Raw genomic sequence first — 24448 nt, 5'->3', positions numbered from 1 at the left:
GTTAAAGTATATGTTTGTTTATAATGTAACTGTAAATATTGATAATGATGTTGCCGCAGAATGGCTGCAGTGGATGCAAAAAGTTCATATTCCTGATGTGTTAAGCACAGGATGTTTTCTTGAAAACCGAATTTTCAGGGTGTTGGCTGATGAAGATAGCGGTGGAAAGACATATTCTGTTCAATACTATTTTCAGACAATGGAAGATATAGAATGCTATCAGAATAATTATGCAGCAAAACTTCAACAGGAGCACACTGCGCTTTATAAAGATAGGTTTGTGGCTTTTCGCACTTTACTGGAAGTAGTGTGTTGAAAGTAAGTTGTATAGGTTTAATGTTATAGAAATAACATGCTCCAGGATTATTGAGACTGAGTATTTTATTTTATTACTAAAAACAAAACTGCCATGAATATTATTCATGGCAGTTTTGTTTTTTTGAATCAAAGTATTATGAATGGCTGTGTTCAGTATGAGCTGATTTGCTTCCGTATGCGGGGCACTTTTCACGGCTTTTGCATGAATTCAATGAAACAATTAGAGATAAAAAGGCTAATGCAACAAGCAATTTTTTCATTGTCAATGAGATTTATAGTCGGCAAAGAAATAAAAATCAAACCAAATGCAGCATATAATTCACAAATGATGTGAAAATACTTATTAACAATTGGCTATCATAAAACGCATGAACTTAAAATTTATTTCAAGAGTAAATGTTTGGCTCTGTGTCTTTATTTTAGCAGGCAATTAGAAGTATGGAGTCAAGCCAGATAAAAATTGAAGAAAGTTGGAAAACAATGCTTCAGGAGCAGTTTAACATGCCTTATTTTGAAGAATTGAAGAAATTCATCAGGCAAGAAGCTACCATTCATAAAGTTTTCCCCCCCGGTCCACAAATTTTCAGTGCCTTTGATTATACACCCTTTGAGCAAGTAAGAGTGGTGATAATTGGTCAGGATCCATATCATGGAGCCGGTCAGGCTAACGGGCTTTGCTTTTCTGTATCGTCAGGCATAAAGCCTCCGCCTTCATTAGTAAATATTTTTAAAGAACTGAAGAGTGATTTAAATATTCCAATTCCTCCACACGGAAATCTTGAAAAGTGGGCACGTCAGGGTGTGTTTTTATTGAATGCAACATTAACCGTACGACAGAGTATGGCCGGATCGCATCAGGATAAAGGTTGGGAGTTGTTTACCGATGCTGTGATTAAAACTTTGTCTGAACATAAGTCCGGATTGGTTTTTTTGCTCTGGGGACGTTTTGCACAAGCAAAAGAAATTTTGATTGACCGGAGCAAACATCATATTCTTAAAGCTGCGCATCCTTCACCATTCTCTGCAACAAAATTCTTTGGATGCAAGCATTTTTCTGAAACAAACAGCATATTGACATCAGAAGGATTTAAACCAATTGATTGGAATATTAATTAATGTGCATGCATACAGTAAGAAAGTTTTTATTTAATTTCTCAATCTGTTTTTTATCAGTAAATCTGTCATTGGCACAATATAGACTTGTGTTTAATGGTGATCCTGTTTCAGTAAAATACAAAAAGGAATTTGGAGATTCAGTTTTGTTGAAAAAGGAGATAGCCAGAGTCATCAACGAATTTCAGAAGGATGGCTTTATTGCAGCATCAGCAGATTTTTTGGTTAAAGACAGCAACATTTACAGTGTTTATCTTCATAAAGGCAATCGCTATAGGTGGGCAAGAATAGCAGGTGGCAATATAGATGAGCGTGTATTAAATGAAACAGGTAATAGTGAAAAAAAATGGCGTGGCAGCAAGGTCAGTCCACCCAAATTGGCACAAATGTTTAGATCGCTTTTGCAGTGGTATGAGGATAACGGCTACCCCTTTGCTGAAGTAAGATTAGATAGCTTGATTTTTGAAGGAGAGCAAATTTCCGGAGTATTAAGAGCGAATAAAAGTGAACTTGTTCGTGTTGATAGCATCATTATTCGTGGTGATTCTAAATTAAGCAGAACATATTTGTTTAATTACCTGCGCATTAGTCAGGGCAATATTTATAATGAAAGCATCATTCGTAACATTTCAGTCAGATTAAAGGAGTTGCCAATGGTTTCTGAATATGCACCGTTGATTGTTGCATTTGAAGGTGGTGGAGCAGTGCTTACTTTATTTCTGAACAATAAAAAAGCCTCACAGGCTGATGGAATTATTGGTGTGTTGCCGGATGCAACCAAGAGCGGAAAAGTGAACATCAGTGGCGAACTAAGGCTTAAATTGTTGAGTGCCTTTGGTCGTGGTGAACAGTTTGAAATCAACTGGAAGCAGCCATTGCCTAAAACACAGGATTTAAAAACATCATTAAGCTATCCATTTCTTTTCTCGCTTCCATTTGGTCTTGAAGGAGGATTAAATATTTACAAACGCGATACTTCATACGTTGATGTTTTGTTAAAAGGAGGCATTCAGTACCTTATGAAAGGAAATGACAGACTAACATTAGTTGTTACCAATAAAAAATCATCACTGCTTTCAACATCTTCTTATAGAAATGCAACTGTTCTCCCAACCTTTGCAGATGTAAATATTACAACTTATGGAGTAGTGTTGAAAAAAGAAAAAGTTGATTACAGACTCAATCCTCAACGAGGGTTTATCGTTGATTTATCGGGTGCTGCAGGAGTAAAAAAAATTTTAAAGAACAGCAACATCAACAGCGAATTGTATAAGGGGCTAAAATTAAATAGTGATATATATAAATTTGAAGGCACAGCCGATTTTTACCAATCATTGTTTCCGCGTATAGTTTTAAATGCAGGATTTGCATTTGCATGGATGCAGGCTGATGATGTTTTTCAGAATGATCAGTTCCGATTTGGCGGACTAAAATCTTTAAGAGGATTTGACGAAGATGTACTCTATGCAACATCATATTATTTAGGTAAGCTGGAATTGCGTTACCTCCTCGACAGAAACGCCTATTTGCAGTTGTTTTATAATCAAGCTTATTATGCATCAGAAACCAGAGATGGGAATATTTATGACATACCTTATGGAATGGGTGCAGGAATTACTTTTGAAACCAAACTCGGAATTTTTGCTTTAAATTATGCAATAGGCAGTCAGCAAAACAGTGTCATACAGTTCAGGCAGGCAAAGGTGCATTTCGGGATTGTAAATTATTTTTAAGTGGTTGATTTCCGGTGGTTTTTATTGAAATACCCTTAAACGAAACCTGAGTGCTTCGTAGGTAAATTTAGTATTTTATCCCATAATTGTCTCTTTTACTTCTGAGTGATTTTATCAAAATAAATGCAAAGTTTATATATAGAGTTTTGCCATGTCGTTTAACCAAATGGGGTAACATGGATGGAGTATGGAGATAACAGTATGAATTGCAATTATAATTACCACCATTACATATAGAATTTTGAAAACTTCAGTAGATTTGTTAGGAAGCAGAAAGGCTACCATCAACCACCACTAAACAAAGTACACATCTAACTCAAAGAAAAATATAAACAAAAAAACTATGATAATTAGAGAAGCTAATATTGAGGATATAAAGCAAATTCAACACGTTAGAAATTCTGTAACTGAAAACACTTTATCCAATCCAAATGTAGTAGCAGACGAAGATTGCGAAGAATTTATTACAATAAGAGGTAAAGGCTGGGTTTGCGAAATAAACAAACAAATTATAGGTTTTGCAATTGCAGACTTGAAAGAAAGCAATATCTGGGCTTTGTTTTTAGACCCTAAATTTGAAAGAAGGGGTATTGGTCAAAAACTACACCAAACAATGTTGGACTGGTATTTTACACAGACAAAAGTTACAGTTTGGCTAGGAACTGCTTCTAATACCAGAGCAGAAAAGTTTTACAGAAAAGCAGGGTGGAAAGAAGTTGGAACTCACGGACCAAAGGAGATCAAATTCGAAATGACATATACTAATTGGGCAAAAAGATCGAACCGTTCATGTTAATCCAAGTATAAGAAGTCCAAAAAAATCCGAAACGAAGTTTTGTTAAAGTATGTTCAGTTTTACAGCACTACAAGTAGTAGGTCAAAGCCAAAGATGTTTTTTGTAGTTTGATGTTCTGCACTCTCAATGTCACTACCGCCAATTCAAGAGACTTTGGGTGATTAAGTTGGTAACTTCATTTTTTTACATCTAAAACAATTCTACGTAATTACAAAAACGAGCAGGGCTTTGTTTCCATATTTACATTGCACAGTTTCGTGATGTGTGCTGACTATTTTATAGACTTAGAATAGTTTAAAACCTTTTGTAGAACAGAAGCCGAAGGTGCAATCATTATTTTATCAATATGATCCATCACGTTGACAATGTTTTCGAACTCTGTTTCTGCTTCCGGGCAGGTGTCAATTTTTTTTTGAATCAGCACCGATTCTGTAATCTCGGTTTCGTTAAAGTAGTACAGAATAAAATCGTTAGTAGTAAAATTTTCGTACATAGGCGTAATAACTTATTTACAGTTATAACGCAGCACTTAATGCCTTATTACATACGTTTGAAAAAAAATCACGCTGCCAGCACTAACTTTTTCTTCTCAATCACTTTTCTAAGGTTTATAAGAGCATAGCGCATCCTGCCAAGTGAAGTGTTAATACTCACACCGGTAGCATCAGCAATTTCTTTAAAACTCATGTCAGCAAAGTGTCTCAGAATGATGACTTCTTTTTGCTCGTAAGGCAGTTCTTCAACCAGTAGGCGAACTTCCTTATAAATCTGCTCCCGAACTATTTTGTCCTGAACATTATCATCCATAAGCTGTAGCGATTCGATGATAGAATAATCCTCTTTGTCATGAACCATTGGCATGCGCTGGTTGCGCCTGAAATGGTCAATAACTAAGTTGTGGCTGATGCGAAGAACCCAAGGTAAAAATTTACCTTCTTCGTTGTAGCTGCCTTTTTTTAAGGTGTTGATTACCTTAACAAAGGTGTCCTGGAAAATATCTTCGGCAAGTTCTCTGTTATTGACAAGAAAGAGAATGGCAGAAAATATTCTTTTCTGATGTCGTTCAATTAGAACGTTTAAGCAGTCTTCGTTACCTTGTTGGTACATTTCGACCAGTTCTCGGTCGTTTAAAGCAGGCTGTTGCATAGTGAACTCTTTTTTGGAAATAAGTGATAAAGTAGAGTTTTATGCTATAGTTTTCCTCCTGTTTGAAATGTAATTATTGTGAGATGTTTTGAGATATAGAACGTATTGTTTTTATTAATGTTGTATAACTCAGAAAATATTTTTATTAATTATTCAGTAAACATAAAGAAAAAATCCTGCCAATGTAACTTGCAGGTAATAAGTGACAGGATTTTTCAGTAAAACTTCACTTCCGAAGGAATATCGGAGCTTAAAATCTTTCCGTCATGCTAAAGAAAAATGCGCCTTCTATAGCAGCATTTTCATTGCTGTCGGAGCCATGAACAGCATTGGCTTCAATACTTTTGGCATAAAGTTTACGAATAGTACCGGCATCTGCCTTTGAAGGATCTGTAGCACCAATAATTTTTCTGAAATCGTCAACGGCATTGTCTTTTTCCAGTATTGCCGCAACTATAGGACCTGATGACATATATTTAACCAAGTCATTATAAAAAGGTCTTTCACGATGAACCGCATAAAACTCACCTGCGCGTTCTGCAGTTAAATGTGTGTACTTCATTGCTTTAATCTTAAATCCGGCCTTAATAATATGGTCTAAAATTGCACCAATATATCCATTGCTTACTGCATCAGGCTTTAGCATTGTAAAAGTGATGTTACTCATAATTAAATGTTTGTATTTTTTTGTGGCTGCAAAAGTAGTTGATTTCAGCTTTGGTTTTGCTGATGCAAATAACCTACATTTGTAAAAATCGCATTCAGCAAGTTTATGATACCAAAATTTGAGCAACACAGCATAGAGCAATTAAAAAATCTTTTATCGGAACCAAAAAGAATTGTAATCACCACACATTATAAACCGGATGGTGATGCTATAGGCTCACTCCTGGGATTGTACAATTTTCTTTCAGCAAAAAAACATAAAGTAAAGGCTGTGGTACCGAGTGATTATCCTGAATCCATCAGTTTTATGAAAGGCAATCAGAAAGTTTTAAACTACGAAGAAAAACCTCGTGTAGTAGCAAAGGCTTTTGCTGAAGCAGATATTATTTTTTGTCTTGACTTTAATGAGTCAAAAAGAGTTGAGGCTATGGAAGAAGTAATGATGTCAAACAAAGCCTTTAAAGTAGTTATTGACCATCATTTATATCCAAAAATAGATTGCGATATTTTGTTTTCGTTTCCTCAATCTTGTGCAACAAGCGAGTTGATTTTCCACTTTATATTTGCATTAGACAATAAGTATAAAATGAAACCGGAAGTGGCAGAGTGTATCTATACAGGTATTATGACTGACACCGGTTCTTTCAGATTTTCGTCAATGAGTGCAGATACACATCGTGTTTTAGCGGCATTGCTCGATACAGGCATGAACCATGTTAAAATTCATGAAACTATTTCCGATAATTTTACCGAGGAGAGAACACGGTTTCTGGGATATTGCCTAAAAGATAAAATGCAAGTCATACATGCCTACAATGCAGCCTATATTGCATTAACAAAAAATGAGTTGGAACAGTACAACCATCAAACGGGTGATACAGAAGGGATTGTCAACTACCCACTGAGTATTGGAGATGTTACTATGTCTGCCTTGTTTACTGAAAAAGACGATATAATTAAAATATCATTCCGCTCCAAAGGGGATTTTTCTGTTCGTGACATGGCTTCAAAGTTTTTTAACGGTGGCGGGCATAAGAATGCTTCGGGCGGTAAATATTTGGGCAGCCTTGACGAAGCAGTTGAGCATTTTATAGCTGCCTTGGCCTATTATAAAGACCAATTACAAATTCCTGAAACGGTAAAAGATTAATTTTTTTTTACATTAGCCGCGCTTTAAATTAAATTAAACGTATGAATCAAAGTGTACAACAAGGACATCCTAAGGGACTGTATGTGTTATTTGTAACAGAGATGTGGGAGCGTTTCAGCTATTATGGAATGCGCGCAATCTTTATTCTTTTCATGGTAAAAGCATTGATGCTTGACAAAGCATTTGCTTCAAACCTTTATGGTAGTTATACCGGATTAGTGTATCTAACACCATTATTAGGCGGATACATATCGGATCGTTATTGGGGCAATAGACGCTCCATCATTGTAGGCGGCCTATTAATGGCTATTGGTCAGTTTACTTTGTTTTTCAGTGGTTCAATGATTAGTTCAACACCAACAGGCACTGATGCCACTGCCAGTATGTTAATGTATTTAGGACTTGGATTTTTAATTTTCGGAAATGGATTTTTTAAACCCAATATTTCTACAATGGTAGGTCAGCTTTATCCAAAGGCTGATAAAAGAGTAGATGGTGCATTTACAATTTTCTATATGGGTATTAATCTGGGAGCATTTTTTGCTCCATTGGTTTGTGGATATTTTGGCGATACCAACGATCCTGCTGACTTTAAATATGGGTTTCTTGCTGCCGGCATAGGAATGGTTATTGGTGTACTCACTTTTGTGATGCTCAAGAATAAATATATAGTAAGCCCGGATGGTTCACCGATAGGTATGCCTAAAGTTGTTACCACACAAGCCGTTAATGCAGAAGGAGAAGCAGATATCCCATCGTTCAACATGTCTAAGATTCTCATGTGGCTGGCTATTGGAATAGGATTGTTTTTTGTTTTCAAATCCCTTATTGAATTCGATTTAATAGGCTCAATTATTTATGCAGGTGCTATTGCCGTTCCAGGTCTTATTATTACAGATAAGTCTTTGACTCATGTTGAGAAACAACGCATCTGGGTAATTTTTATACTTTGCTTCTTTGTAATTTTCTTCTGGAGTGCCTTTGAACAGGCCGGTGCGTCACTTACATTCTTTGCTGATGAACAAACTGACAGAAACCTATTTGGGTGGGAAATGCCGGCAAGCTTTTTTCAATCATTCAACGCAATATTTATTGTGATTTTTGCTCCGATTTTTGCTTGGTTATGGGTGCGATTAGGTAATGCTGGAAAAGAACCCGGTTCACCATTAAAAATGGCAATAGGACTTTTCTTACTCTCAATTGGCTATTTAGTAATTGCTTTTGGTGTAAAAGGAGTAGAGCCCGGAGTAAAAGTTTCCATGTTTTGGCTAACAACATTATACCTGCTACACACATTTGGTGAGCTTTGTCTGTCTCCAATAGGACTTTCAATGGTTGCTAAGTTAGCACCGCTTCGTTTTGCATCATTGTTAATGGGAACGTGGTTCTTGGCCAACTCTGCTTCCAATAAATTTGCAGGTACACTAAGTTCATTATATCCTCCGGGACAAGGCGAGTTTAAAGCTGCTGCCGACAAAGGAATTGACCTTCCTTCTATACTCAATGGCTCAGTTACAGCTACTGCCGATCAGTTAAAGGTGCTGGCTGAAGCAGGTATTCCACATCATTTTCCAATGTTTATGGGCATGCAGATTTCAAGCCTCTACGATTTCTTTATGATATTCGTTATAATGAGTGCCGCAGCTTCAGTATTGCTATTCATTATTTACAAATGGCTTGTTAAAATGATGCATGGTGTGCAATAACAATTAATTGTTAACAACTTAGTTGAATAGTTAATAAAAAAAAACTTCATCTTTTATTAATCACCATACTTTTGTCCCGTCAAATCAAACAATAAAAAAAGAAAAATGAAAAAATTATTCACATTAATGGCTGTTGCAGGAATGTTTGCAATGGTATCATGCGGCCCAAGCGCTGACGAAAAAGCTGCTGCGGAAAAAGCAACTCAGGATTCAATTGCTAACGCAGAAGCAGAAATGAAAGCTGCTGAAGAAGCTGCAATGGCTGCATCTGCTGCTGCTGCTACTCCTGATTCAGCTGCTGCTGCTCCTGCTGCAGATTCTGCTGCTGCTGCTGCACATTAATTTTAAAAAATTAAGGAAAAAAACCACCGTCAGGTGGTTTTTTTTTGTTCTGACTTTTGTGGATTTGAACTGCATTTATCACAAGCACCGGATTTACTTCTGAATTTTTGAATCAGATAAATTGTTGCTCCAATGGCTATGATACCAACTATGATTTCTTGCATAATTATATAAAACAAAACTACTCTAATTAAGTTAACTTTGCCGCACTTTTTATATAACAATGAATTTCGACAGAAAAGATTTGAGTGACGACCAATTAATCAGACTTTATCATGAGTTGGTACGTCCTCGTATAATTGAGGAAAAGATGCTTGTTCTGCTACGTCAAGGTAAACTGGCAAAATGGTTTTCAGGCATCGGTCAGGAGGCTGTTTCTGTGGGTGCTGCCATGGCACTTAATAAGGACGAATATGTTTTGCCTATGCACAGAAATCTTGGGGTTTTCAGTGTTCGTAATATTCCTTTACACCGTCTGTTTTCGCAATGGATGGGTAAGCCCGGTGGATTCACAAATGGCCGCGATCGTTCATTTCACTTTGGAACACAAGAGTATAAAATAATTGGAATGATATCCCATCTTGGCCCTCAATGTGGCATTGCAGATGGAATTGCATTGGGAAATATTCTTAAGCAAAATAATAAAGCAACAATTGTTTTCTCAGGTGATGGCGGTGCAAGCGAAGGCGATTTTCATGAGGCAATTAATGTGGCTGCTGTATGGGATCTGCCTGTTATTTTTATTGTAGAAAACAACGGTTATGGGTTGTCAACACCTTCATCAGAACAGTACAGATGTAAAAGTTTTGCCGATAAAGGGATAGGTTACGGCATTCAAGGTGTTAGTGTTGATGGCAACAATATTTTGGAAGTTTATAATACACTGAATGAACTATTGACTGACATAAGAAAAAATCCGCGTCCAATAATTTTTGAAGCTCGCACATTTAGAATGCGAGGTCATGAAGAGGCTTCCGGGACAAAATATGTTCCTCAACAATTGTTTGATGAATGGGGCAAGAAAGACCCTATCGTGAATTATGAAAATTATCTTTTAGAAAATAAGATTCTTTCAGCAGCAGAGATTGAAAGTGTTCGTGTAAAAATTAAAACAGAAATTGAAGAACATCTTAAGATAAGTTATGCAGAGTCTGATCCTGAGGTCAACACAGAAAATGAGTTACGTGATATGTTTGCGCCATCAGAAAATACAGTCATCACGGCTTCAGGAGGAGCCACAGATAAAAGATTTTTGGATGCCATTACTGACGGACTTCGTCAGGGTATGCAACGACATAAGAATTTAGTCATAATGGGTCAGGATATTGCTGAATATGGCGGAGTTTTTAAAGCAACACAAGGTTTTGTTGAAGAATTTGGTAAATCGCGTGTCAGAAATACGCCAATTACAGAGTCAGCAATAATTGGAGCAAGTTTGGGATTGTCAATTAACGGCTTTAAGTCTATAGTAGAAATGCAGTTTGCCGACTTCGTTACATGTGGCTTCAACCAAATTGTTAACAATCTGGCAAAGACACATTATCGCTGGGGACAAAATGCAGATGTTGTGGTACGCATGCCCACAGGTGCTGCCGTTGGAGCAGGTCCATTTCACTCACAGTCAACAGAAGCATGGTTCTTTCATGTGCCCGGATTAAAAATTCTTTACCCTGCATTTCCGGGTGATGCAAAAGGATTATTGGCTGCTGCTATTGAAGATCCAAATCCTGTTATGTTTTTTGAACATAAAGCGCTCTATAGAAGTGTTAGCGGCCTTGTTCCTGACAGCTATTTTACTACACCAATAGGTAAGGCAAATAAAATAAGAGAAGGCTCTGATTTAACTATTGTAACCTATGGTTTAGGTGTACATTGGGCAATGGAAGCACTGGATGAATACAAAAATATTCAGGCTGATTTAGTTGATTTGAGATGCCTTTTGCCTTGGGATAAAGAAACAGTTCTGGAATCTGTAAAACGAACGGGAAAAGTTATTGTATTTCACGAAGACACATTAACCGGTGGTATTGGTGGTGAAATTGCAGCTGAAATTTCGGCTGCTTGTTTTCAATGGCTGGATGCGCCTGTAATGCGATGTGGCAGCCTGGATACTGCCGTGCCAATGTCAAATAATTTGGAGTGGAATTTTCTGCCAAGAGAAAGATTTAAACAAATGTTAAAGCAACTGGCAGATTATTAAAATGTAAGTTACTTTTTTTCAACGGCCCATTTTATTGCCTCACCAATAGAGTATTTACCAGCAATAGTCATAAATTCACTTGCTGTTGCCCATATTCCTGATGATGATTTATGCTGTTTTAATTCTTCTATTTTAATTTCATCAAACCAAACCTTGCCTGTGCCATTCAAAATTCCTGTGATGCTCATTGTATGCGCACCATCAGGAACAGACATTGCAATTGAATAAGTTTTCCACTTTGTTTCGGCATTTTTAATAAAGCCACTACTCTCAGTTAATTTTTTTCCTGAAGCATCTCTGATAATAATATTAAGGCCTGTATTTCCATTCAGTTCTTCGGCTCTGCATGAGAAAATCACTTTGTAATTTTTTATATCAGAGTTCTGAAGTGAAATGCTCTGGCTAAATGTGCATGTGGCCTGATTTTGATGTGCCAATTCTAAACAATGTTTACCTGAAAATGGGGAAACATTGCTGAATCTTATCTGTCCGGTTCCTTTACAATCTAATATCCATCCACTTTGAGAAGAAGTGTTTATGTCCTCCTCAAAACCACTATTCAAGAGTGTCTGTGCCTGAATTTGGTTTGTACCAATACACAAAAATAAAATCAGAATATGGCTTAATTGCATGATTGCAAATAAAGAAAATTCATTGCAAACATTCACATTTTGTAGTTAATATAAATGAATTGATTGCAAGAAAAGTATGTTGATATATTTTACATTTGCTTGCAAGAAAAATTTATTATGTTTCGTTACTCATTACCTTTCATTTTTTTAATTTCTACAACAACTTTACAAGCTCAGCATAAGAGGCTTAGCATGGAAGATGCCATATTAAATGCAAGAACCAGACTTGCTCCTGCAAACCTTTCGCAGTTAGGATGGATTAAAAATTCAATTTCGTATTACTATGTTGACAACCGCTTGTCTGATGCAACTTTGTTTGTTGGTGATGACGGTATTGTACATGATGAGAAAATTATTTCGCTTTCGGAGATTAATGATAAACTCAAGCGAATAAAAGCAGATACTCTTGCCCGTTTTCCCATTGTGGAATGGAAGAATGATAAAGTCTTTGGATTTTTTAACGGGAACAAAGAGTTTGAATATGATAAAACACAGTATGCCATTCGTAATTCAAGAATTTTGTTGTTGCCTGATAGTGCATCGCAAAAAGATACCGACCCTGTAACAGGACGTATAGCATATACAATTAAAAATAACCTTTTTGTGTATGATGCAGGAAAAAATATTACCGTTGCAAAAGATGTGTACCCACATATTATTTACGGCAGTTCTGTTCATCGTAATGAGTTTGGAATAACAAAAGGAACATTTTGGTCACCCAAGGGGAACAAACTTGCATTTTACAGAATGGACGAAACCATGGTTAAGGATTATCCTATTGTAGATTGGAGTAAAAAACCGGCAGAAGTAAATCTGATAAAATATCCGATGGCAGGTGGCACAAGTCATCAGGTGACGGTTGGTGTATTTGACATGATTAATAATACAGTTGTTTATCTTAAGACCGGTGAACCAAAAGATCAATACCTGACTAATGTAGCATGGAGCCCTGATGAGAAGTATGTTTATATTGCAGTTTTAAATCGTGATCAGAACCACATGAAACTGAACTGTTATTCTGCATCAACAGGGCATTTTATAAAAACACTTTTTGAAGAGAAAGATGATAAATATGTAGAGCCACAAACACCAATAGTTTTTGTGCCCGGTCATGACGATCAGTTCATCTGGCAAAGTCAGCGTGATGGCTACAATCATTTGTATTTATACAATACCGATGGAAAGCTAATCAGGCAGCTTACTAAAGGAGAATTTGTAGTCACTGAATTTAAAGGATTTGACAAAAAGTCAGAACGTGCATATTACATGTGCACTGCATTAAGTCCAATTGACAGAGATTTATATTACGTTACTCTTTCAGACGGGAAAATGAAAAGAGTTTCCGGGGATAATGGAATACACTCATGCTATTATAATCCAGAAAATAATGAAGTTCTGGATGTGTTCAGTAACGTCAACACACCACGTAAAATTAAACTTATATTGCCAAATGGATCTGATGCAAGAACAATGCTAACAGCTGAAAATCCGTTAAGTGAATATGAATTGGGCGGAATGAAAATCAATACACTTCAGAGTGTTTCCGGAGAGTTGCTTTATACACGCACCTATTATCCACCTGCAATGGATTCGTTAAAACAGTATCCGGTGATTATTTATGTTTATGGTGGACCACATACACAATTGATTTCAAACTCATGGCAAGGCGGGCAAGGTGACTTGTGGTTTTATTATCTGGCGCAGGAAGGATTTATCGTTTACACAGTAGATGGTAGAGGCAGCGGCAACAGAGGAAAACAGTTTGAGCAAGCTATTTTCCGTAACTGTGGCAATGCAGAGATGGAAGATCAGCTAACGGGATTAAAATATTTAAAATCGTTACCATATGTTGATTCAACACGAATAGGTGTTGATGGCTGGAGCTATGGTGGTTTTATGGCTATATCACTGATGACAAGGTTTCCCGGATTGTTTAAAGTGGCTGTTGCCGGTGGCCCGGTGGTTGACTGGAGCATGTATGAAATTATGTACACAGAGCGTTATATGGATACTCCGACAACAAACGTTGATGGCTATGAGAAAAGTAATTTATTGAATTATGTAAAGAATATTAATGGCAAGCTGATGCTTATTCATGGGACTAATGATGATACAGTTGTTTGGCAGCATAGTTTGATGTATTTGAAAAAAGCTATTGATCTCGGAAAACAAGTAGATTACTTTGTTTACCCAGGACATCCGCATAATGTTCGCGGTAAAGACCGTGTACATTTAATGAATAAAATTACAGATTACTTTAAACAAAATCTTTGAAACAAAATCTGATTGATGAGTAAGAAAATTATTTTTAGCCTTATACTTTATTTCTATGTCGTTTCAACTTATTCGCAAAATCTAAAACGCTGTCCACAGACCACATCAAAAGAATCGGCTAAGAAGACAGAAGAAGCTGAAAAGCTATTTAAGTCAGTTAAAAGCTATGAGGATGCCGTTGAATTATGTAATGAAGCTATTGAAGCAGACAGCACATTTGCAAAACCTTATCTACTTATGGGTGATGCAGCTTATAGAAAGAAAGATTTTAAGTTAATGGCAAAGGCTTATAAAGGCCTGATAAATGTTTGTCCTGACGCATCTGAAAAAGCAATTTACAGATTAGCAACATATTATTATGAGACAAAGAAGTACGAGGAAGCTATTTCTGTTTACACTACATTTTTAGATTTACCTCCTTCAGACACCAACGCTGCTGACGATGCCGAAGTGAAATTATTCAGAGCAAAGGCGTTTTTAAACCCTGTAGAGTTTAAACCTGTGTTGGTAAAAGGATTAAGTACGCCAGACCCTGAATATCTCCCAATAATCTCTGCTGATAATGAATTGTGTTTTTTTACCAGAAGGTTTGAATACCAGAGCAAAAATATGCTCACCTCAACTAGTGTAGAAAAGTTTATGTTAAGTCATAATCTAAATGGTAAATGGGATGCAGGAACACCAATGGAATTACCTTTCAACAAACAAAACAGTGGTAATGAAGGTGGGCCTACCATTTCACTTGACAATCTGCACTTGTTTTTTACAGTCAATGTAAAGGGTAATTTCGACATTTATACTTCAGACCTGACACCTAAAGGATGGTCGGAGCCAAGAAGTATAGGGAAAGCAAACGATCCAAAGTTTTGGGATTCACAGCCATCACTTTCTCCAGATAACAGAACCTTATATTTTGCCAGTTTCAGAGATTCTGTTTTACAGACAAGTGACATTTATGTAGCAAAAAAAACTAATGGCGATTGGAACAGCGCAAATCCCATAACCGGACCTATCAATACTTCACGTAATGAAAAAGCACCATTTATGCATCCTGATGGAAAAACACTTTATTTCAGCAGTGATGGGCATGCCGGCATGGGGGGATATGATATTTATTATTCCAAAAAAGACGAAAAAGGTAACTGGGGAAAACCGGTAAATCTGGGATATCCCATTAACACCGATGCAGATGAGGTTGGTTTTTTTGTGAGTACAGATGGTACAAAAGGATATTTTGCAAGTAATAAATTTGGGACAGGAGGTTATGATATTTATTCATTCGACATGCCGGTGGAGGCAAGGCCGGAGAAGATGGTTTTATTCAAAGGCCAATTGAAAAACGATGACAATGAAGTGCCTGACAGTGCCCGTATTGAAGTTAGAAATATTGCATCCAAACAGGTTGAGCAAATAGATTACGATGCATACAGTGGTAAATATGCCGGTGTTTTACAAGCTAATTCTGAGTATTTGTTAACGATTCAAAAGGATGATTATGCCTTTACCTCAAAACTTATTGATGCATCAAAAGTAGATTCACCGGCTGTGACTGTTGAGCTAGACCTGAGAAAAATAAAAGAAGGAGAAGCCTACAACTTGAATGATATACTTTTTGAAACGGATTCTTATCAAGTAACAGATAAATCAAAAGCAGTAATTCAGGATTTTGCAAATTTTCTGAAAAGCAATCCAAAATTAAAGGTTGCTATTTATGGTCATACAGACAATTCAGGCAAGGCAGAAGATAACTTGCTTCTGTCTAAAAACAGAGCCAAGGCTGTATATGACTATTTGATAACCTTAGGCATTGAAGCAACACGGCTTTCTCATAATGGATTCGGACAAACAAAACCTGTTGCTCCAAACACAACTGAAAAAGGAAAATCGCTAAACAGACGTACAGAGTTTGTAGTGCTAAAAAAATAATTCTTATGGAGTTTGTGGTTTTAGTTGATGAGCATGATAGAGAAGTTGGTGAAGCAGAAAAAATGCAAGCTCATAAACTTGGATTACTACATAGAGCATTTTCGGTTTTGGTTTATAACGCAAAGGGCGAAATGCTTTTACAGCAAAGAGCAGCAATAAAATATCATAGTGGAGGACTTTGGTCAAATGCATGTTGCGGCCATCCACGTCCGGGTGAAAACATTGAGGAGGCAGCAAATAGAAGACTTAGAGAAGAGATGGGCTTCAATTGCAATCTGAAGTTCAGTTTTAAATTTATTTATAGAACATCTTTTATTAATAGACTCATCGAACATGAACTGGATTATGTTTTCACAGGAGTATATGATGATGAAGTGATTCCTGAAATTAATGAGGTGCAAGCTATGCGATGGATAACAATGGACAATTTGAAGAAAGAAATTACTGAAAATCCCAATGATTTTTCTGTTTGGTTCCAAAAAATAATTGCTGCTTTATAATTCCTTGTAATTTAGCTGATAAAGTTGAAATAAATTACAGAATCAAACGTTTTGCTTGACAGCAATTACTTATTTTTGGTTCCCATGAATACATTCAATTTCAGAAGCAGGAATTTTATCCTGTCTGTTTTAATTTTCAGCATGCCACTTCTGGCATTTGCGCAGTCAAATCAGGAGAAGCTCGTTCAGTTAAGTGGAGTAATAGTGACTGGTGATAGTTTGAGTCCGGTACCCTACACGGGTGTTATGATTAAGTCGAGCAGTAGAGGAACAGTATCTGACTACTATGGCTTTTTTTCAATTGTGGCGCATGTTGGTGATGAGATTGAATTTTCTTCTGTCGGATTTGCAAAAACTATTTTTAAAGTACCTGATACGTTAACAGAAAATCGATATTCATTGATTCAGATGCTTAACCGTGATACCATATTGCTTAATCAGGCTGTCATTTATCCATGGCCTACACGAGAGCAGTTTAAACAGGCATTTCTCGATCTTAAAGTTCCGGATACAGACTTGGATCATGCACGCAGGAATCTTGCACTTGAAACTATGCGCGAAGAAAGTATTCGAATTGATATGGACGGAAGTATGAACAGTAAATTTGTTTATCAGAAGCAACAAACAAAATTGTATAATACAGGGCAGCTACCTGTAAACAATTTACTTAACCCAATAGCATGGGCAAAGTTCATTCAGGCATGGAAAAGCGGTGAGTTCAAGTCAAAGTCCAAAGACGATTAATGAGGCACCTTGTTATTTTTCTTTCCTTATTTTTTTACTGTAACTCATTGAACGGTCAAGATGCAACTGCGCGTATTCATGGAAAAATAACCGGCACAGACCGAAAGCCCTTGCCTGGTGTCAGTGTTGGTGTTGCAGGTACTCCACTCGGTGTAATTTCTGATGAGCATGGCGAATACTCCATTACTGTTCCTTCTAACCGTGAGCTAAGTATTGTTTTTTCATCAATCGGGTTTGAGCAGGCAACCGTAAAACTAATTCTTGCAGAAGGCGAAAAGAAACAATTAAACAGAAGCATGTTGCCATCAATTGTGCCTTTGCCTAATATCACCATTACTGATCCTCGTGAAAGAAGTGGCACACTGATAAAAATTGACCCCAAAGCAGTAGAAGAAATTCCAAATCCATCAGGGAATTTTGAAACCATATTAAAAACAATTGGCAGTGGCGTTGTTTCAAACAACGAACTTAGTTCAGAATATTCTGTACGTGGTGGAAACTACGATGAAAACCTTGTTTATGTGAATGATGTGGAAATTTACAGACCACAATTAGTGCGTTCAGGATTGCAGGAAGGACTAAGTTTTATCAATCCCGATCTTGTTTCAGGAATAAAATTTTCTGCCGGTGGTTTTGATGCTATTTATGGCGATAAAATGTCTTCAGCACTTGATATAAAATACAAACGGCCAACTGAATTTGCCGGAAAAATCACTTATGGTTTGCTTGGTGGTGGCCTGAGTCTTGAAGGTACAAGTCGCAACAATCGTTTTACTTATTTGATAGGAGCAAGACAAAAGTCAACAAAGTATTTGCTGGGTACACTTGACACAAAAGGAAACTACAAGCCTGTGTTTTATGATGTACAGGCATTGTTAACTTATGATGTGAGTGAAAAAACCACTATATCTTTATTGGGTAACTTTTCAAAAAGCAGATACAATATTGTTCCACAAACACGAACTACAGATTTTGGTACGGTAAGTCAGGCATTGCGTTTTACAGTGTATTTTGATGGTAAGGAAGTAGATGACTTTTCAACTACTACCGGAGCAGTAATATTCAGTCATAGTCCAAAGAAAAATATTAACCTCAAACTTATAGGTTCAGTTTTTAATACAAGAGAAGAAGAAACTTTTGATATACTTGGTCAGTATTTTCTGGATGAACTTGAAAAAGATCCAGCTTCACAAAATTTTGGTGAAGTAAAACTCAATCTCGGTGTAGGCTCTTTCTTGAATCACGCACGTAATTTTCTGGATGGGAAAGTTTATTCAGCAGAACATAAAGGCACATATAATTATCGTCACAATGAACTGTTATGGGGTATTCGTTTTCAACACGAACAGTTTAGTGATCAGATTAAAGAGTGGAATTACATTGATTCAGCAGGATACTCATTACCACATCCGCAGGATAGTATTGGAGGAAGCCTTCCATCACAACCTCAATTATTATTACAAGATGTAATCAATCGTGATAACAGTCTTTCAAGTAATAGGTTGAGTGGATATCTGCAACATAATTTTTATTTCAGCAATTCATCAAATTTTATTCTGACGCCAGGTGTACGTTTCACATGGTGGAGTTTAAATCATGCATTAAATATCAGCCCACGCATTGCACTTGCCTATAAGCCAAGGTGGAAACGCGACTTTAATTTCAGACTTTCCGGAGGGTTTTATTATCAGCCACCCTTCTATAAGGAGTTGCATAATCCTGACGGAAGTTTAAATCTTGACTTAAAATCACAACAATCAATTCATGTAGTAGGTGGAACCGATTATTATTTTAAAGCCTGGGGACGCGATTTTAAATTTGTCACAGAAGCATATTACAAATGGCTGAATGACCTCATTCCTTACAAAGTTGATAATGTCCGCATTCGATATTTAGGTAAAAACAATTCCAAGGGTTATGCAACAGGAATTGATTTTCGAATCAATGGGCAGTTTGTTAATGAAGCTGAATCGTGGGCAAGTCTTTCGCTTTTAAAAACAGAAGAAGATATTCAGGATGACGTTTATTACATCAGATTAAATGCACGTGGTGATACAATCAGAGGATATACCATTGATAAGCAAGCAGTGGACAGTATTCAGGTTATTCCGGGTTATTTGCCAAGGCTAACCGATCAGCGACTCACCTTCAGTATATTTTTTTCGGACTATCTTCCTAAGTTTCCAACATTTAAGATGCACATGACGCTAGTTTTTGGAACAGGATTCCCCGTTGGGCCTCCAGGTAATAATCGTTATACAGATATTAACCGATTTCCTTTTTACAGGCGTGTAGATATCGGGTTTAGTAAAATATTTATTGACGAAAACAGAAGAGCAAAAAGTCGTTTTACTGCTTTAAACAAATTAAAGGCACTTTCTCTTTCGCTCGAAGTCTTTAATCTTTTTCAGGTTAATAATGTTGTTTCCTACACCTGGGTAAGTGATGTTTATGGTACTAAGTATGGAGTGCCTAATTATCTTACCGGAAGACAATTGAGCTTAAGACTCAGCGCTAAGTTCTGATAGAATCCTGAATAAATTTGTTGGTTTTACCTACCAGAGAATATTATATTTTCCTGATTCCTCATCTTTACATCATCAGCCGATGTGTTAATTCATTCAGTATGTTTTTCAGAATATTTTAAATTTGAATTTTGATTTAAATTTTAATTTTTCAGCGTATGCGTAATCAATCCGAAAACAGGTTTCTGACCGAGCGACAGTCGAGAATTGGCGAATTTCTATTTACACTTAAAGTGGTAAAAGAATTTATAAAAGGATTCAGAACATTACATTTTGTAGGACCGTGTGTTGCCGTATTTGGCTCAGCTCGATTTAAAGAAGACCATCATTATTATCAGTTAGGCCGTGAAGTTGGGGCTAGCGTCAGCAGATTAGGATTTACTGTTATGACAGGTGGCGGACCTGGTGTTATGGAAGCAGCAAACAGAGGAGCAAAAGAAGCAGGAGGTTTTTCTGTAGGCTGCAACATCATTCTTCCTCGGGAGCAACAACCCAATATGTATCTTGATAAATTGGTGGAGTTTCATCATTTTTTTGTAAGAAAAGTACTGATGTTTAAGTATTCTTATGCTTTTGTGGTTTTGCCCGGTGGCGTTGGGACAATTGATGAAATGTTTGAAGCTTTAACCTTGATTCAAACAAAAAAAGTGAGTGATTTCCCTGTAGTACTTATGGGAAAGAATTACTGGCAGCCTGTTATTGACCAACTCAAGGTATTTGACGAACATAAAACAGCTTTACATACAGAGTTAGATTCTTTGCTGATTACCGATAGTTTAGATGAAATGACAGAATATCTGCGGGTAAAGGCCATTGAAAGATTTAAGTTATCCAAAGCCATGAAATTCAACCGTTCGAAATGGTTTCTTGAAGAATGAACCGGACTGTTGGCAATTATTCAATAAAAACTTTCGCAATTCATTTCTAACTTATATTTTTATCCTGTTTTTCAGAGTATTTACAGGACTAAATGAAAGTATTCCGCCTTTGCTTTTTTATTTTGATTTCCTCAATGCTGCAAGCACAGGATATTCACTTTTCGCAATTCTATAATTCCCCATTAACACTTAATGCGGCAAACACCGGATTGTATGAAGGAGATTTTCGTTTTGCAAACACTTATAGAAGCCAATGGTCAAAACTTGACCCAGGCTACAGAACAAATGCTTTTACATTTGACAAAACACTTTATACAGGTGCAGATAAAATTAGTGGCGGACTGTTGTTTATCTATGATCGCTCTGGCATTAATCGTTTGCAGAGTATCCGTTTAGGATTATCAGCTGCTTATCATCGTACGTTTGGTGTGCACAGCATAAGTGCAGGTTTTCAATGGAATTATATTTTTAAATCTATTGACAGAAGTAAAATTACAATGCCTGAGCAGTTTAATATGAACACCGGATATTTTGATCCGTCAATGCCTTCAGGCGAAATGGTGCTTGATGAAAAACGTTCTTTCGGTGATGTTAATGCGGGCTTGATTTATCAGGTTGAATTAAATAAACATTTTATTCAGGCAGGTGCTTCGTTTTTTCATCTGAATAAACCGGGCGATACTTTTTTTAACAGCAAAAATAAATTACCAATTAGAACCTGTTTAACTGCTTCAGACAAAATTGGAATTGGCAATGATTATTTGCTTCATTTACGTTTATTGATGATGCAGCAGGTGAAAGCCAATGAGTATGTTGGTGGAGTTACACTTGCAAAACAACTTAGTAATGGAGAATCAAAATTTACAGAAATTAACGGTGGATTATATGTGCGTACAGCGCCCGGTAGCGGCACTGATGCAGTGATTCCCGTAATTGGCATTAAATATGATTTGTTTGATATTGCATTGAGTTATGATATTAATATTTCATCTCTTCACACAGCAACTGCAAGCCGTGGTGGATTTGAAATTTCTCTTATCTACACAGCATTAAGTTCACGTTTGTTTAAAATAAAAATTCCCTGTGAACGCTATTAAAACAAGAATCTTTATTTTGCTGACATTACTGATCAGCTCTGTTCATTTGTTTGCACAGCAAGGAGATGAATTGAAGAAATATGGCACTGCACAATTAAAGCGCTTGGGTACTTATGCTGCAAAGATTAACGATTTCAGCAGTTCGGCAATGTATTACGAAGAATATTGTAAACGTAAACCTACAAATGAAAAAGTATGGTTTCTATATGCAGAAAGTCTTCGTAAATCTAAAGATTACCGCAAAGCTGAAGATGCTTATATGAAAGCGTACAACCTGAATCCAAAGCGAAATGCATTAGCATTATATCATTATGCCAATGTGCAAAAATCTCTTGGCAATTACAAAAAAGCCGAAGAGTACTTTGCGAAGTTTAAAAAAGAATATTCAGGTGCAGACAAAAGTGTTTATACCAAATTAATTAAGAATAGTGGCGATGCTGCCAAATTTGCTGACAGCCTTATGCATAGCCCTTCAAAAGTTGCTATTGAACATTTACCGGAGGATATCAATACATCACACGTAGAGTCATCTCCATTTTATATAAACGATTCAACAATTATTTATGGTTCACTGAGAACAGATCAGACAACTTTTGATTTTAATCCGAAAGATTCAAGTGCTGACGAGCCCTTTCGAAAAATTTATGTTGCTGTTCGCGATAGTGAAATTTGGAAAGATGATGGTGAACTACCCGGATTTTATAATTCCAACAACTATCATACACTCAATGGTGTTTATTCACAAGACAAGAGCAGGTTTTATTTTACACGCTGTAAAAGAAACCGTCAGAATAAAGTTATATGTGCCATATATGTAAGTTTCTTGAACAATGGAACATGGACAGAGCCTGTTTCTTTAGGTGCAGAGGTTAACGATCCAAAATATACATCAACGCAACCTGCCATTGGTCTTAACACACAGAAAAAAGGGAGAGGAGATAATTTATTTTGTCAGCGATCGCGAAGGGGGTAAAGGTGGTTATGATATATGGTACACTTCTTTTGATAACAGAAACAAAACCTACAAACCACCAGTAAATCTTGGATCGAAAATAAATACCTCCGGTGATGAAGTAACACCCTATGTGGATGCACAAACACAAACATTTTATTTCAGCTCTGATGGATGGCAGGGGCTAGGGGGGTTAGATATCTTTAAGTCAATTGGTGGAATGAAAAAATGGACACATCCTGTTAACCTTGGCTATCCTGTAAATTCCAATTATGATGACTTATACTATGTGCTTTCACCAAGTAATAAGGACATTGGAATGATTGTTTCCAATAGAAATGTTACAGATCATGGCATGAATAAGGGGCCTTGTTGTGATGATATTTTTGAGTTTAATATTTTAGATGCTGTGCGACTAAATGTTAAAGGATTTTTGTATGAAACTGATTCAACACAAAAGGGGAAAAAGTTGTCAATGATGCCTGTGCGAAGGGCACGTATTACTCTGGAAATGAAAAATGCTGAAGACTCTACCTTTATTCCTGTCAGTACAAGTAACACTGATGAAACAGGTCATTTTAATCTTACTGTTTCACCTAGACAGGAATATCGAATTACAGCTCGTAAAGAAGGTTACCTTTATGAATCGGTAGCCTTAAGTACCATGAACAAAACGCGTTCCGGTGATATCTCTATTGACATACACATACGTTCAATTCCTGAAACACCATTACTGCTTACAAACATTTATTACGAATTTGCAAGTCCTTTACTAACAGCAAAGGCAATGGATGCACTTGATACTACTTTAGTAATCTTTATGCAAAGAAATATTGACCTTGGTGTTGAAATCAGATCACATACCGATGCCATTGGGTCTGATGAATCCAACATGACACTTTCACAGAAACGTGCTGAGAGCGTAGTGAATTATTTAGTGGCAAAAGGAATAAATGCCAACCGGTTGCGTGCAAAAGGGTTTGGCGAAACCATGCCTGTAGCTCCAAATACAAAACCTGACGGTAGAGATAATCCCAAAGGAAGGCAATTAAACAGGCGAACTGAATTCAAGATTTTGGGTAAAATGCGTGATGGAGTAATCCGCGAAGAAACCGATTTCTGATTTTATTTTTTCCAGGTAGTATAAACAGCATCGTGCTTTTTACGATCAGGTTCTATACTTCGTAAAGGCGCACACGGTTTTAATGTGGCATTTAATTCATGAGGTAATTGTTGATAAAGCTCAGTTCCTTTTGTTTTCCAGTCAAGCATTTCATCACTTACATCCTTAATGATTTTTGCAGGATTGCCGACAACGATTTTCCGGTCGGGAATAACCATGCCATCTGGCACAAAACATAATGCACCAACAATGCAGCCATCTCCAATTACAGCATTGTCCATAATCACAGCATTCATTCCGATCAAGGCATTTTTGCCAATAGTGGCACCATGAACTATGGCGCCATGACCAATGTGTGCACCTTGCTTTAAAATTACTGTAACACCGGGAAACATGTGAATAGTGCAGTTCTCCTGAACATTGCACCCATCTTCAATAATGATTGTCCCCCAGTCGCCACGAATGGCTGCACCCGGAGCAATATATACCTGTTTACCTATAATTACATCACCTGTAACTGTTGCCTGTTCATGGACAAAACTATTGCTGTCCACTACCGGCCTGAATCCGTTAAATTCGTAAATCATTTGAATGATTGCTATTTTTTGTTACCTTGCAAATGTAAAG

Annotated in this window: 23 protein-coding genes; 17 read left to right on the top strand and 6 right to left on the bottom strand. The window is 36.8% G+C overall.

Features of this window, described 5'->3' with window-relative positions:
• Positions 1-10 precede the first annotated feature (10 nt).
• The 4 genes from V9G42_10745 (at position 11) to V9G42_10730 (ending at position 3960) form a co-directional block, all read left to right on the top strand.
• A complete protein-coding gene (locus tag V9G42_10745; protein ID MEI2759893.1) occupies positions 11-316 on the top strand; it encodes a DUF4286 family protein in 306 nt (101 codons plus the stop codon).
• 440 nt (positions 317-756) lie between these two features.
• A complete protein-coding gene (gene ung, locus V9G42_10740) occupies positions 757-1434 on the top strand; it encodes a uracil-DNA glycosylase (GenBank protein MEI2759892.1) in 678 nt (225 codons plus the stop codon).
• Positions 1435-1439: 5 nt separating this feature from the next.
• Positions 1440-3164: a BamA/TamA family outer membrane protein gene (locus tag V9G42_10735; GenBank protein ID MEI2759891.1), complete on the top strand. Its 1725-nt coding sequence runs from the start codon at positions 1440-1442 to the stop codon at positions 3162-3164.
• A 343-nt stretch (positions 3165-3507) separates the two neighbouring features.
• Positions 3508-3960 carry a GNAT family N-acetyltransferase gene (locus V9G42_10730; protein MEI2759890.1) on the top strand — a complete coding sequence of 151 codons (453 nt, stop codon included), beginning with the start codon at positions 3508-3510 and terminating at the stop codon, positions 3958-3960.
• Between the two features lie 271 nt (positions 3961-4231).
• Here V9G42_10730 and V9G42_10725 read toward each other — a convergent pair whose 3' ends face one another.
• The 3 genes from V9G42_10725 to V9G42_10715 all read right to left on the bottom strand — a co-directional run bounded on the left by V9G42_10725 (position 4232) and on the right by V9G42_10715 (position 5776).
• A complete protein-coding gene (locus tag V9G42_10725; protein MEI2759889.1) occupies positions 4232-4453 on the bottom strand; it encodes a hypothetical protein in 222 nt (73 codons plus the stop codon).
• A 68-nt stretch (positions 4454-4521) separates the two neighbouring features.
• The gene (locus V9G42_10720; GenBank protein ID MEI2759888.1) at positions 4522-5106 is read right to left on the bottom strand and encodes a sigma-70 family RNA polymerase sigma factor; all 585 of its coding nucleotides are present in this window, start codon (positions 5104-5106) and stop codon (positions 4522-4524) included.
• 250 nt (positions 5107-5356) lie between these two features.
• Positions 5357-5776 (bottom strand): nucleoside-diphosphate kinase, encoded by a 420-nt coding sequence (locus V9G42_10715; GenBank protein MEI2759887.1) that lies wholly within the window; start codon positions 5774-5776, stop codon positions 5357-5359.
• A gap of 102 nt (positions 5777-5878) precedes the next feature.
• Here V9G42_10715 and V9G42_10710 point away from each other — a divergent pair, with 102 nt between their 5' ends.
• From V9G42_10710 to V9G42_10700, 3 genes are all read left to right on the top strand, one after another.
• Positions 5879-6922, top strand: coding sequence for a bifunctional oligoribonuclease/PAP phosphatase NrnA (locus V9G42_10710; protein ID MEI2759886.1), 1044 nt, complete (start codon positions 5879-5881; stop codon positions 6920-6922).
• A gap of 41 nt (positions 6923-6963) precedes the next feature.
• Positions 6964-8628: a peptide MFS transporter gene (locus tag V9G42_10705; GenBank protein MEI2759885.1), complete on the top strand. Its 1665-nt coding sequence runs from the start codon at positions 6964-6966 to the stop codon at positions 8626-8628.
• A gap of 105 nt (positions 8629-8733) precedes the next feature.
• On the top strand, positions 8734-8970 hold the full coding sequence (locus V9G42_10700) for a hypothetical protein (GenBank protein MEI2759884.1): 237 nt from the start codon (positions 8734-8736) through the stop codon (positions 8968-8970).
• Between the two features lie 29 nt (positions 8971-8999).
• Here the strand turns inward: V9G42_10700 and V9G42_10695 are convergent, their stop codons facing one another.
• Complete coding sequence (locus V9G42_10695; GenBank protein ID MEI2759883.1) at positions 9000-9134, bottom strand: hypothetical protein; 135 nt, start codon at positions 9132-9134, stop codon at positions 9000-9002.
• 59 nt (positions 9135-9193) lie between these two features.
• Here V9G42_10695 and V9G42_10690 point away from each other — a divergent pair, with 59 nt between their 5' ends.
• Positions 9194-11170 (top strand): dehydrogenase E1 component subunit alpha/beta, encoded by a 1977-nt coding sequence (locus tag V9G42_10690; protein MEI2759882.1) that lies wholly within the window; start codon positions 9194-9196, stop codon positions 11168-11170.
• A gap of 8 nt (positions 11171-11178) precedes the next feature.
• Here V9G42_10690 and V9G42_10685 read toward each other — a convergent pair whose 3' ends face one another.
• Complete coding sequence (locus tag V9G42_10685) at positions 11179-11802, bottom strand: hypothetical protein (GenBank protein ID MEI2759881.1); 624 nt, start codon at positions 11800-11802, stop codon at positions 11179-11181.
• Positions 11803-11994: 192 nt separating this feature from the next.
• Between V9G42_10685 and V9G42_10680 the strand changes: the two genes are divergently transcribed.
• The 9 genes from V9G42_10680 (at position 11995) to V9G42_10640 (ending at position 23821) form a co-directional block, all read left to right on the top strand.
• Positions 11995-14076 (top strand): DPP IV N-terminal domain-containing protein, encoded by a 2082-nt coding sequence (locus V9G42_10680; GenBank protein MEI2759880.1) that lies wholly within the window; start codon positions 11995-11997, stop codon positions 14074-14076.
• Positions 14077-14091: 15 nt separating this feature from the next.
• Positions 14092-16002: an OmpA family protein gene (locus V9G42_10675; protein MEI2759879.1), complete on the top strand. Its 1911-nt coding sequence runs from the start codon at positions 14092-14094 to the stop codon at positions 16000-16002.
• Positions 16003-16007: 5 nt separating this feature from the next.
• Entirely contained in the window at positions 16008-16502 is a 495-nt protein-coding gene (gene idi, locus V9G42_10670; GenBank protein ID MEI2759878.1) for an isopentenyl-diphosphate Delta-isomerase, read from the top strand.
• Positions 16503-16586: 84 nt separating this feature from the next.
• Positions 16587-17246: a carboxypeptidase-like regulatory domain-containing protein gene (locus V9G42_10665; protein ID MEI2759877.1), complete on the top strand. Its 660-nt coding sequence runs from the start codon at positions 16587-16589 to the stop codon at positions 17244-17246.
• A gap of 47 nt (positions 17247-17293) precedes the next feature.
• Positions 17294-19771 carry a TonB-dependent receptor gene (locus V9G42_10660; GenBank protein ID MEI2759876.1) on the top strand — a complete coding sequence of 826 codons (2478 nt, stop codon included), beginning with the start codon at positions 17294-17296 and terminating at the stop codon, positions 19769-19771.
• A gap of 158 nt (positions 19772-19929) precedes the next feature.
• Complete coding sequence (locus tag V9G42_10655) at positions 19930-20649, top strand: TIGR00730 family Rossman fold protein (protein MEI2759875.1); 720 nt, start codon at positions 19930-19932, stop codon at positions 20647-20649.
• Positions 20650-20741: 92 nt separating this feature from the next.
• Positions 20742-21746 (top strand): PorP/SprF family type IX secretion system membrane protein, encoded by a 1005-nt coding sequence (locus V9G42_10650; protein ID MEI2759874.1) that lies wholly within the window; start codon positions 20742-20744, stop codon positions 21744-21746.
• On the top strand, positions 21733-22719 hold the full coding sequence (locus V9G42_10645; protein ID MEI2759873.1) for a tetratricopeptide repeat protein: 987 nt from the start codon (positions 21733-21735) through the stop codon (positions 22717-22719). Before V9G42_10650 ends, V9G42_10645 begins: the two co-directional genes overlap by 14 nt.
• Positions 22652-23821 (top strand): OmpA family protein, encoded by a 1170-nt coding sequence (locus V9G42_10640; protein ID MEI2759872.1) that lies wholly within the window; start codon positions 22652-22654, stop codon positions 23819-23821. Before V9G42_10645 ends, V9G42_10640 begins: the two co-directional genes overlap by 68 nt.
• A 2-nt stretch (positions 23822-23823) precedes the next feature.
• Here V9G42_10640 and V9G42_10635 read toward each other — a convergent pair whose 3' ends face one another.
• Positions 23824-24408, bottom strand: coding sequence for a transferase hexapeptide repeat family protein (locus tag V9G42_10635; GenBank protein ID MEI2759871.1), 585 nt, complete (start codon positions 24406-24408; stop codon positions 23824-23826).
• Positions 24409-24448 lie beyond the last annotated feature (40 nt).

This window comes from Bacteroidia bacterium (assembly GCA_037045145.1).
Taxonomy (GTDB): domain Bacteria; phylum Bacteroidota; class Bacteroidia; order AKYH767-A; family OLB10; genus OLB10.
This window is presented reverse-complemented; position numbering and strand designations above follow the sequence as displayed.

Bases quoted from the DNA above. Each gene is read 5' to 3' on its own strand.
- V9G42_10735 (MEI2759891.1), top strand. From the start codon at position 1,440: ATGCATACAGTAAGAAAGTTTTTATTTAATTTCTCAATCTGTTTTTTA.
- V9G42_10745 (MEI2759893.1), top strand. From the start codon at position 11: ATGTTTGTTTATAATGTAACTGTAAATATTGATAATGATGTTGCCGCA.
- V9G42_10725 (MEI2759889.1), bottom strand. From the start codon at position 4,453: ATGTACGAAAATTTTACTACTAACGATTTTATTCTGTACTACTTTAAC.
- V9G42_10655 (MEI2759875.1), top strand. From the start codon at position 19,930: ATGCGTAATCAATCCGAAAACAGGTTTCTGACCGAGCGACAGTCGAGA.
- V9G42_10680 (MEI2759880.1), top strand. From the start codon at position 11,995: ATGGAAGATGCCATATTAAATGCAAGAACCAGACTTGCTCCTGCAAAC.
- ung (MEI2759892.1), top strand. From the start codon at position 757: ATGGAGTCAAGCCAGATAAAAATTGAAGAAAGTTGGAAAACAATGCTT.
- idi (MEI2759878.1), top strand. From the start codon at position 16,008: ATGGAGTTTGTGGTTTTAGTTGATGAGCATGATAGAGAAGTTGGTGAA.
- V9G42_10635 (MEI2759871.1), bottom strand. From the start codon at position 24,408: ATGATTTACGAATTTAACGGATTCAGGCCGGTAGTGGACAGCAATAGT.
- V9G42_10695 (MEI2759883.1), bottom strand. From the start codon at position 9,134: ATGCAAGAAATCATAGTTGGTATCATAGCCATTGGAGCAACAATTTAT.
- V9G42_10730 (MEI2759890.1), top strand. From the start codon at position 3,508: ATGATAATTAGAGAAGCTAATATTGAGGATATAAAGCAAATTCAACAC.
- V9G42_10675 (MEI2759879.1), top strand. From the start codon at position 14,092: ATGAGTAAGAAAATTATTTTTAGCCTTATACTTTATTTCTATGTCGTT.
- V9G42_10720 (MEI2759888.1), bottom strand. From the start codon at position 5,106: ATGCAACAGCCTGCTTTAAACGACCGAGAACTGGTCGAAATGTACCAA.
- V9G42_10690 (MEI2759882.1), top strand. From the start codon at position 9,194: ATGAATTTCGACAGAAAAGATTTGAGTGACGACCAATTAATCAGACTT.
- V9G42_10700 (MEI2759884.1), top strand. From the start codon at position 8,734: ATGAAAAAATTATTCACATTAATGGCTGTTGCAGGAATGTTTGCAATG.
- V9G42_10685 (MEI2759881.1), bottom strand. From the start codon at position 11,802: ATGCAATTAAGCCATATTCTGATTTTATTTTTGTGTATTGGTACAAAC.
- V9G42_10665 (MEI2759877.1), top strand. From the start codon at position 16,587: ATGAATACATTCAATTTCAGAAGCAGGAATTTTATCCTGTCTGTTTTA.
- V9G42_10710 (MEI2759886.1), top strand. From the start codon at position 5,879: ATGATACCAAAATTTGAGCAACACAGCATAGAGCAATTAAAAAATCTT.
- V9G42_10705 (MEI2759885.1), top strand. From the start codon at position 6,964: ATGAATCAAAGTGTACAACAAGGACATCCTAAGGGACTGTATGTGTTA.
- V9G42_10650 (MEI2759874.1), top strand. From the start codon at position 20,742: ATGAAAGTATTCCGCCTTTGCTTTTTTATTTTGATTTCCTCAATGCTG.